This window comes from Nocardia spongicola (assembly GCF_047200775.1).
Classification (GTDB): domain Bacteria; phylum Actinomycetota; class Actinomycetes; order Mycobacteriales; family Mycobacteriaceae; genus Nocardia.
Genome location: NZ_JBJZOO010000001.1, coordinates 515,139 through 524,642 on the forward strand (window position 1 = coordinate 515,139; position 9,504 = coordinate 524,642).

The 9,504-nt window shown below is 64.0% G+C and carries 9 protein-coding genes, 1 tRNA gene and 3 pseudogenes; 7 read left to right on the forward strand and 6 right to left on the reverse strand.

Annotation, left to right across the window (positions count from 1 at the left end):
• Positions 1–59: 59 nt before the first annotated feature.
• Positions 60–773, forward strand: a complete 714-nt coding sequence (locus tag ACL02S_RS02325; RefSeq protein ID WP_412800569.1) for a DsbA family oxidoreductase — start codon at positions 60–62, stop codon at positions 771–773.
• 673 nt (positions 774–1,446) lie between these two features.
• Here the strand turns inward: ACL02S_RS02325 and ACL02S_RS02330 are convergent.
• The gene (locus ACL02S_RS02330) at positions 1,447–1,659 is read right to left on the reverse strand and encodes a hypothetical protein (protein WP_412800570.1); all 213 of its coding nucleotides are present in this window, start codon (positions 1,657–1,659) and stop codon (positions 1,447–1,449) included.
• A gap of 277 nt (positions 1,660–1,936) precedes the next feature.
• Here ACL02S_RS02330 and ACL02S_RS02335 point away from each other — a divergent pair, with 277 nt between their 5' ends.
• On the forward strand, positions 1,937–2,764 hold the full coding sequence (locus tag ACL02S_RS02335; RefSeq protein ID WP_412800571.1) for an enoyl-CoA hydratase/isomerase family protein: 828 nt from the start codon (positions 1,937–1,939) through the stop codon (positions 2,762–2,764).
• Here the strand turns inward: ACL02S_RS02335 and ACL02S_RS02340 are convergent.
• On the reverse strand, positions 2,654–2,935 hold the full coding sequence (locus ACL02S_RS02340; protein ID WP_412800572.1) for a transposase: 282 nt from the start codon (positions 2,933–2,935) through the stop codon (positions 2,654–2,656). The two genes, ACL02S_RS02335 and ACL02S_RS02340, sit on opposite strands and share 111 nt — an antisense overlap.
• A 327-nt stretch (positions 2,936–3,262) precedes the next feature.
• Here ACL02S_RS02340 and ACL02S_RS02345 point away from each other — a divergent pair, with 327 nt between their 5' ends.
• The 5 genes from ACL02S_RS02345 (at position 3,263) to ACL02S_RS02365 (ending at position 7,636) form a co-directional block, all read left to right on the forward strand.
• Entirely contained in the window at positions 3,263–3,937 is a 675-nt protein-coding gene (locus ACL02S_RS02345) for a TetR/AcrR family transcriptional regulator (protein ID WP_412800573.1), read from the forward strand.
• Between the two features lie 35 nt (positions 3,938–3,972).
• Positions 3,973–5,217 (forward strand): cytochrome P450, encoded by a 1,245-nt coding sequence (locus ACL02S_RS02350; protein WP_412800574.1) that lies wholly within the window; start codon positions 3,973–3,975, stop codon positions 5,215–5,217.
• A 33-nt stretch (positions 5,218–5,250) separates the two neighbouring features.
• Positions 5,251–5,490 carry a hypothetical protein gene (locus ACL02S_RS02355; protein ID WP_412800575.1) on the forward strand — a complete coding sequence of 80 codons (240 nt, stop codon included), beginning with the start codon at positions 5,251–5,253 and terminating at the stop codon, positions 5,488–5,490.
• 46 nt (positions 5,491–5,536) lie between these two features.
• A complete protein-coding gene (locus tag ACL02S_RS02360; RefSeq protein ID WP_412800576.1) occupies positions 5,537–5,776 on the forward strand; it encodes an AMP-binding enzyme in 240 nt (79 codons plus the stop codon).
• Positions 5,777–5,905: 129 nt separating this feature from the next.
• Positions 5,906–7,636 carry a DUF3556 domain-containing protein gene (locus ACL02S_RS02365; RefSeq protein WP_412800577.1) on the forward strand — a complete coding sequence of 577 codons (1,731 nt, stop codon included), beginning with the start codon at positions 5,906–5,908 and terminating at the stop codon, positions 7,634–7,636.
• A 176-nt stretch (positions 7,637–7,812) separates the two neighbouring features.
• Here ACL02S_RS02365 and ACL02S_RS02370 read toward each other — a convergent pair.
• The 4 genes and pseudogenes from ACL02S_RS02370 to ACL02S_RS02385 all read right to left on the reverse strand — a co-directional run.
• Positions 7,813–7,992, reverse strand: a pseudogene (locus ACL02S_RS02370) (acyl-CoA dehydrogenase family protein); the annotation flags it as partial.
• 35 nt (positions 7,993–8,027) lie between these two features.
• Positions 8,028–8,297 (reverse strand): annotated as a pseudogene (locus tag ACL02S_RS02375) (aldehyde dehydrogenase family protein); the annotation flags it as partial.
• A 1-nt stretch (position 8,298) separates the two neighbouring features.
• A pseudogene (locus ACL02S_RS02380) lies at positions 8,299–8,373 on the reverse strand (hypothetical protein); the annotation flags it as partial.
• A 225-nt stretch (positions 8,374–8,598) separates the two neighbouring features.
• A tRNA-Leu gene (locus tag ACL02S_RS02385) sits at positions 8,599–8,686 on the reverse strand.
• Positions 8,687–9,504: the final 818 nt, after the last annotated feature.

The following is a 9,504-nucleotide window of genomic DNA, read 5'->3' on the forward strand; positions in this document are numbered from 1 at the left end:
GATCCCATAGCCACATTGTTGCCAACCCGGAGAGAGTTCGAACGAGAGCGAGGACGACCGTGCGAGTCGAGATCTGGACCGATATCAATTGCCCCTTCTGCTACCTGGGCAAGCAGCGGTTCGAGCAGGCATTGGCAGATTTCCCGCACCGTGCCGAGGTCGAGGTGGTGCACCGCTCGTTCGAATTGGATCCGAACCTACCCGCCGACGAATCCGGTCCGGTCATCGCGAAGATCGCCCGCAAATACGGCGTCAGCGAGGCGCAGGCGGCAGCCAATGAGCGCAGTATCGGCGCGCAGGCCGCCGCGATCGGACTGCCCTATCTGACCGAAGGCCGCGACTACGGCAACTCCTTCGATATGCATCGGCTCCTGCACTTCGCGCTGGCCGAGGGCAGGCAGGACGAGCTGCTCGATGCCCTCTACCGTGCGAATTTCGCCGAAGAGCAGTCGCTGTTCGCCGATCACGAGCGCCTGGTACGGATCGCCGTCGCGGCCGGATTCGACGAATCGGCAGTGCGGGCCGTGCTCGCCGACCCTGATGCCTACGCCGATGCGGTACGCGCCGACGAACGGGACGCTGCACAACTCGGGGCGACCGGCGTTCCGTTCTTCGTCTTCGATCGCACATACGGTGTCTCGGGTGCCCAGCCGTCCGAGGTGTTCACCCAAGTGCTGGATAAGGCCTGGGCGGATCGCGAACCGGTTATCGCGACAATCGGCAGCGCCGAGGTCTGCGGTCCGGACGAATGTGAGCTGCCCGCACGCAATTGAGCTGCGGTACAGCACCCTTCACTCGGTTGTCCGTGGTCGAGAGTGGGATAAGCCCGAGGCGCACGACACCCGCGTCGGGGACTGTGAATACAACAGCTCTGTCCCAATTCCGGCGGTAGGCGGGGCACCGGAGGAGGATGGTGGCGCACGTCCTCCTCGGCCTGAAGGACCAAGGATTCCTACCAGCGTCCACACGGGGCGGTTTCGGTGGGTTCCTGTTTCACCGGGCCCTGATCTCCACTAGACGTGGAGAGCGACAGCCCCTCCGCAGGCATTCAACCTCTCGGCCCGCCCAGCTGCGAGGACATTGACCGCCGCGTTGAACCGTCGAAAGACCCGCCCCCCCTTCAACTCACCCCCACACGGGCGTCGACAACCTCATGACCCGCAATATCTAGACTACTGAAGTGCTCGAGGACGAACACCGCGCCGCCCGCGCCCAACTCGACGCCCTCTTCATACCCCTCCAATCCCGCGCCTTCCGAGGCAAGTCGTGACCACCCCCAACCCAGTGTCAGCGATGCCGGTGTGGTCAGGCTTTCTTACCCCGGTGCTGGAAGTAGCGCCTCGCCGAGCTGACGATCCGCTACGGTGTCGCCATCCGGACGCGGCAGACCTTCACCGTGGTCGAGGTCGACGAGGACTACTTCGAATGAAGCCGTACTGATGCGGCTCAGCTGAGGAACATACCGCGTCGACATGCGCGAACGACCCCGCCGTTCCGGTCGTGATTGCCGCGTACGACCGGACACTCCTTGCCGAACGTCCCCCATCGGTCGAGCTGCGCGCTTACCGCGCCGGTGTCGTTCTCGGAGGCTTCGGCGGTGAGGTCGCCCGCGAGCAGCAACTCGGCCCCGCGGTCGGGCCTGCGAAGGTCGCCCAGCATCGCGCCGATGCATAACCTCAGGGTAGGGGCAGCTCCGGGCTCTCTCGGATACCCGGCTGGTAGCGGGTGGTCGGTGGGCGGTTGCTGTGGATGCTGCGGTCGATCATCTGGCGTTTGCCCGCCGGGCGGATACACCATGTCGTCCTCCGGTCACCCCAGTTCCTGGAACGTTATGGCAACCGCGTGCCCGGGCGACCCGAAATCAAACGCAGGCCCGGATCGTTGGAACGACGAGAACACCACAACCCTCGAGTCATCGGCCTCATCGGAGCACACCATGACTACTTCCCCGATCAAAGTCCACCGCCACTCCGACGCGTACTGGAGGGCGACTTTCGACAATCCACCCCTGAACCTGCTCGACCCAGAGTTCATGACCGCGCTACGGGAACTCCTGACCGACCTGGAAGACGACGATAAGGTCCAGGTCATCGTCTTCGACAGCGCCGACGAGGAGTACTTCCTCGCCCACTACGATGCCGTCCGCGCGGCCGAGATGCCCGTCGACCCCGGCCCCACCGGTCTGCCGCCATGGCCTGACATCGTCGTGCGGCTGGCGAGGGCGCCGTTCGTCAGCATCGTCGCGCTACGCGGCCGGGCTCGCGGTGTGGGTAGCGAGTTCGCGCTCGCGTGCGATCTGCGTTTCGCCAGCATGGAAAAGGCAGTACTCGGGCAGCCTGAGGTGGGCTCGGGAGTGGTGCCAGGCGGCGGAGCCATGGAAACCCTGCCCGCTCTCGTCGGCCGGTCCCGTGCCCTGGAGATCATCCTGGGCTCCGAGGACTTCGACGCGGTGACGGCGGAACGGTACGGGTGGGTGAACCGGGCTGTTCCTGATGCCGAACTCGACGTCTTCGTCGACCGGATCGCGTCCCGGATCGCGCGCTTCGACCGATCCGCACTGGTCACCGCGAAGGAAATCGTCAACCGCCGGGCAACCCGTACCAGTGGGGAGGACATCGTCGAGTCCGGTCAGGCGCTGCGGGCAGCCGCCGCCTCACCTGGCGGGATGGCGAGACTGACGGAGTTGCTGGCGCGCGGCATGCAGCAGCGAGGAGCCTTCGAACGCGACTTCGGCGCGGAACTCGGACGGGACGCTGATACCTGACCGAACACCGCCCACCGGACTGGAACCGTGACAGAAACGATGCTGCTTATGCCAGCCGTAGATCGTCTGGTCGTTGATGCCCAGATCGGCTGCTGCCTGCGCGACTGGGCGACCGGCAGCGACAAGGTCCAGTACCTTGCGGCGGAACTCTTCGGGATAGCGCCTTGGCACGAACGAGTCTCCTTCGACGGTGTCGTGACCAAAAAGTCAACCAAACCGACTCCGAGAAACCCGGGGAACATCAGAGCCTCTACATATCTCAGGGCGATTCACCCCTGGTGACGTCATCGGTCAGATCAGTTCCTGGCGCGAGGAAGTCTCGATGAACCCGCTTGTCGGCGGCCTACCACTGGAAGCTGGATCGACAAGCCTGCGGTTACCCGTTGCGGAAGCGCTACCCACCTTGGCGGCACGGACCACCATTGACGACGCCACACTGTGACACTAACCTCATGAAATAACCGATCGATCATTTAAATATGGAAGGCGGCGCCGAGTATGGTTCCGACAGCCAATGGGGCCGCGATAACACCGGCAACGACCCAGTTGGGTCGGCCGGTCGGCGCCAATGGTGAGGAGACGCGGTACCGCATAGTCATTGCGACCATGCGGTGCGTGGCAGAAGTCGGTTATTCGAAAGCGTCCATCCGCGAGATCGCCCGCTCCGCCGACGTGAGCAGCGCCGCCCTGTACAACTATTTTCCGACCAAGGCAGAGCTGCTGAGTGCGGCGGTGGCCGAGGTCGAAAGTGTGGCACTGCCGCGTCTGCGGGCCGCCGGTCAGCGCGGCGGCAGCATCGTCGACCGGCTCGTCGCGGTGTTCGACGAATCGGGTCAATTGATGTGTGAGTATCCGTATCTGGCCGCGTTCGAGCGCGCGATCCGCGCTGAGTCGGCCGCTGTGGTGCTGCCCCGGTGGGCCGCCGGCGCCGAGTTGGAGCCATTACGCCACCTGATCGCCGACATCATCGCCGATGCGCACTGTGAAGAGGCGCTGCCTGACGGTTGTGACACCGACGGTGTTATCGACGCTATCTATGCCTTGTTACGGGGCTTGACCGACCTGGCGGCGAGCATGCCCGCGCCGGCATACCGGCACACGCTGCACGCAGCCCGACAGTTGATCCGCGGAACGTTGTTCACTACATGTCCATCGCCGCGGTCTGACCACTGACACCGATCTCATCCACCGTCGACACAGGGACAACCATGGATCGTCTGCAGCTTCCCGAGGGATTCGATTTCACTGATCCCGACATCTATGCGGCGGGTCTGCCCGTCGACGAATTGGCTCAGCTCCGCAGGCTGGCGCCCATCTGGTGGAACGAGCAGCCCGTCGGCACAGGCGGCTTCAACGACGGTGGCTTCTGGGTGGTGACCAAACACAAAGATGTCAAGGACGTCTCGCTGCGCAGTGATGTCTTTTCCACCCATGAGAACACCGCTCTGCCGCGTTATCCCGACGACGTGAAAAGAGAGAACATCGACGCCGCGCGTGCGTCGCTGCTGAACATGGACGCGCCGCATCACACCCGATTGCGCAAGATCATCTCGCGCGGCTTCACCCCGCGTGCCGTCAACCAACTGCGTGCGGAACTCAACGAACGCGCCCACCGCATCGCGCAGGATGCGCTGACGCAAGGGCGGGGCGACTTCGTCGAACAGGTGTCGTGTGAGCTTCCACTACAGGCAATCGCCGGTCTGCTCGATGTGCCGCTCGCTGACCGTGAGAAGCTGTTCCGCTGGTGCAACGAGATGACCGGCAGCGACGACAGCGAGTACTCCGACGTCGACAGCCAGGAGTCCTCGGTGAAGGTGTTGACCTATGCGATGGACTTGGCTGACACCAGAGCCAAGAATCCCGGCGACGACATCGTCACCAAGTTGATCGAAGCCGACATCGACGGTGAGAAGCTCTCTGACGCAGAGTTCGCGTTCTTCGTTCTCACGCTCGCTGTGGCCGGAAATGACACGACGCGGCACTCCATCACCCAAGGCATGATGGCCTTCACCGAATTCGAAGAGCAATGGGAGCTGTTCAAGCGATCCCGCCCTGAGACTGCTGCGGACGAAATCGTCCGCTGGGCCACGCCGATCACCGCCTTCCAACGCACCGCGCTGGAAGACACGGAACTTTCGGGCGTGCGGATCAAACGCGGACAGCGGGTCGTGCTCTTCTATCGGTCGGCGAACTTCGACGACGACGTCTTCGATGACCCGTATACGTTCGACATCCTGCGCGATCCCAACCCCCACGTCGGATTCGGCGGCACCGGGGCGCACTACTGTCTCGGCGCCAACCTGGCCCGGATGACCATAGGTCTGATCTTCAACGCGATCGCCGACACCATGCCGGACTTACAGCCGCTGTCCGCGCCCGAGCGGCTTCGGTCCGGGTGGCTCAACGGCATCAAACACTGGCAGGTTGACTACCGTGGCGAACAACGGTTCTGAGGTCACGATGCCATCCCGTCAGCCCGTTTCGGTATGTACGACTCTACCGAGGTCGCCTACGCCACCATCGCCACACCGAGCGACCTGGCCGCCGAGCCCGGCTGCGTCGGGCGGGCGGTGCCGGGCGCGACGGTCAAGGTGTTCGACGACCGCGGCCGGGAAGCCCCGACCGGCACGACGGGCCGGATCTTCGTTTCGATGATGGCCAGCGGCGACGTCGGCCATTTCGACCGGGAGGAAGGCTCTTCATCGACGGCAGGGACGACGACATGATCGTCTCCGGCGCAGAGAACGTCTTCCCGCCGAAGTTGAGGAGGCGTTGGCCGCACACCCGCAGATCCTGGAAGTCGCCGTCCTCGGTGTCGCCGATGACGAGTACGGCCAACGGTTGCGCAGCTACGTCGCGGTGCGCCCCGGCGCAACACTTACCGATGTCGACGTCAAAGACTATGTGCACCACCGGCTGGCACGGTTCAAGGTGCCCCGCGACGTGATCTTCGTCGATGCCCTACCGCGCAACTCGACCGGCAAGGTCGTCAAGCGACTGCTCGGCAGCTGAAGTCCGGTGCCACGATCACCCGACGCTACCGATTCGAAAAGATCAACGACGGGTATCGAAATATTCTGGAGGGCAGAAATATTCGCGGTATAATCCGCTACACTGACGCCGACCGCTGAGGCCACCGACATGGGATTTCTAAGGCCCGACTCGCCGGATATCGACTTCGCGCAGTGGAGCAAGGGCACTCGGGCCGAAAAGATCGTGCCGATGGCCCGGCACTGGGCCGAAGTCGGCTTCGGGACGCCCGTCGTACTGCACCTGTTCTACGTCGTCAAGATCCTGCTCTACATCCTGGGCGCCTGGCTGGTGGTACTCACCACCGACGGCATCGACGGCTTCACCAACGTCACCTCCTGGTACCACGAACCGATCGTGTTCGAGAAGGTCGTGCTCTACACGATGCTGTTCGAGGTGGTCGGGCTCGGTTGCGGCTTCGGGCCACTGAACAACCGGTTCTTCCCGCCGATGGGCTCGGCTCTGTACTGGCTGCGGCCCAACACGATCCGGCTGCCACCGTGGCCGACGCGGATACCGCTCACCAGGGGCAATACCCGCACATGGATCGACGCGCTGCTGTACGCCGCGTTACTGGCGCTGCTCGTGGTGGCACTGTTCTCCAACGGCACCGGACCGATCCCGGAACTCGGCACCACGGTGGGTGTGCTGCCGGTGTGGCAGATCTGGGCGATCCTCGGCGTGCTGGCGGTGCTCGGTCTGCGCGACAAGGTCATCTTCCTGGCTGCGCGCGGTGAGGTGTACGCCTCGCTGGCGGTGTGCTTCCTGTTCGCGGGTCCGGACATCATCATCGCCGCCGAACTGGTTTGCTTGGTGATCTGGCTGGGTGCGGCAACGTCGAAACTCAACAAGCACTTCCCGTTCGTCATCTCGACGATGATGAGCAACAACCCGGTCATCCGGCCGCGATGGATCAAGCGCAGGTTCTTCGAGCACTTCCCGGACGATCTGCGGCCCGGGCGACTGTCGCGGTGGCTGGCGCACTTCAGCACGGCGATCGAGGGCCTGGTGCCGCTGGTGCTGTTCTTCTCCGGCGGGGGGTGGCTGACGTACATCGCCGCGTTCGTCATGCTGGTTTTCCACTTCGGCATCCTGTCCTCGATCCCGATGGGTGTGCCGCTGGAGTGGAACGTCTTCATGATGTTCGCCGTACTGGCGTTGTTCGTCGGGCACGCCGACGTCGGTCTGGGTGACCTGCAGAGCCCATGGCCGATCCTGTTGTTCGCCGTCGTCGCGGGCACCGTGGTGGTGGGAAACCTGTTTCCGCGCAAGGTTTCCTTCCTGCCGGGCATGCGGTACTACGCGGGCAACTGGGATACCGGACTGTGGTGCGTCAAGCCGTCGGCCTCGGCGAAGATCGAGAAGAACGTCGTCTCGATCGCGAGCATGCCACAGGCGCAGATGGAGCGTTACTACGGCAGCCCTGAGACCGCGCAGATGTACCTCTACATGGGATATGCATTCCGTGCCTTCAACACCCACGGCCGTGCGATGTTCACCCTCGCCCACCGGGCCATGGCCGGGTGCGACGAGAACGACTACGTACTCACCGATGGTGAGCGCATCTGCAGCACCGTGATCGGCTGGAACTTCGGCGACGGCCACATGCACAACGAGCAGTTGATCGAGGCGTTGCAGCAGCGCTGTCACTTCGAACCCGGCGAAGTGCGGGTGGTGCTGCTAGAGGGCCAGCCCATTCACCGACAAACCCAGCAGTACCGATTGGTCGACGCCGCCACAGGCGAATTCGAGCGCGGCTACGTCGAGGTCGCCGACATGGTGACGCGCCAACCGTGGGACCACACCGTGCCCGCGCACGTACTGCGCAGTGATCGAAATTGACCTTGCCGTGCAGCGAGGAAGCCCGCGGACGGTCAGCGAGGCTCATCGGGCCGCGATGCCACCGACCGGAGGCAGCGCGGCGTCACCTCTGTCCTCGCGGAGCAACGCGAGCGCGTTGAGAATTTCCGGGTCGATACCCAGCGCCATGTCTGAATGCCTCTACGAAGCCGGACGGTTCAGCGGTTGACTCGGGGCAGGCCCAACGCGGCCATGCCTATGATGTCGCACTGGATCTCGTTCGTGCCGCCGCCGAAGGTCGCGATCAATGCCCCGCGGTGGCTGCGTTCGAGTTGGCCGCGCAGCACGGCACCACGGGAGTCCGTACACACGGTGGCGGCAGGACCGACGATTTCCAGTTGATCGTTACCGTACGCATTCGACTCACCACTCAGTTCACACGACCGGGGTCGGCACCGAAGACGGTCCCCGACAGACCGCAGGGCGAGTCGTTGGCGATGGAGACTGCGTCCGCATCGCCGCCGTGGGCCAGCACCACCAGGACGGGTCCGAAGATTTCTTCACGCGCGACACGCGCCTCGGTGGTGAGCCCGGCGGTCACAGTCGGCTCGATGAGGGACCCACGACTCCGCTCAGCTGGGCGGCCACCGCCGCACGCGAAGCTATCGCCCTCCGCCAAAGCCAGGTCCAGGTAGCTCTGGACGCAGACCGGGCATCGACCACACCTGAATCATGGCCGGCGGAGTGACCACACCGGGATGTCCGGCCGCACGGGCGGACAAAGCGGCAGCTCAGGCCGAGTTGAAGGGTTTGCCCAAGATCAACCGGCTCACCGAGAAAGAGAGACGAAAGTTGATTGATTCCCTCGGTGACATCCGCGCAGTGCTTGCTGCGGAAGATCCGGCCGATAAGGCTCAGCCACACCGGGCCTTGGCCTCAGAAGTGCGCTACCAGCACCAACAGCAGCCGGCAATCGTTGGTGCCACCCACTAAGGGTTCAGCACTGGTGTCCGGAGGGGGACTTGAACCCCCACGCCCGATAAAGGGCACTAGCACCTCAAGCTAGCGCGTCTGCCATTCCGCCACCCGGACCGGTGTGCCCAGCAAGATTATCGGATCACTCCGCGTGGACCAAATCGCGCCTGGACCTGCGCCTTCTCGAGCAGTCGCGGCAGGTTGCCCTCCGCGAGCCCGGTGGGGCCGCACCGGGCTCGCACTGCGCGGCCCCGGATAACGGAGAATCAGCGGTAGTCCTCCGCTGGGCAAGCCCTCCCGCCGTATCCGACCTCCTCGAAGTACGCCCCGGCGGCCGGTTGGCTGCCGTCCACATCCCGCACCCCGTAGGTTCTGGCCGGCTCCGCGCTGGAAGCGGACTTCCCGTTCCAGCGGGCGGCCAGGGGCGGCGGCGAGTGCTGCGACCGCGCGGGCGAGGTGGTTGGGGACTCGGCGATGGCGAAGTCCGGTTGCTGGGCGACGTCGTCGCGTCAGTTCTCCTCGGTGCCACCTGCCGCCGTGACCAGCTCCACGGCCTCTTCGATGGTTTTCGCGCTGCGGCCGACCGCGCCGACCTGCTCGCGGGGAGTCCGGCCTGCCACATAGACGGTGTCGCCCAGTCAACCATAGCTGACTTCGATCAATCATTAGTGCCGAAAAGCATGACGCGGGACCGATGTCGATGCGGGTGCGTTGCCCATCTGTCGCCCGAAGGATGCTGTGCGCAACAGGCACTACGGCGAACGCAAGATGGTTGTTGAAAATTGAATGTTCCATACTGGCAACCACTTTCAGTGGAAGTTCACGATACCCACCGGTAGCTCGAGCTAATTCTTCGCATACAGACTGCGATTGACGACCGATCTGAGCAGCCGTATGTTCACTCACAACTTGTCGAGTTGTGATCGGCGGCACAT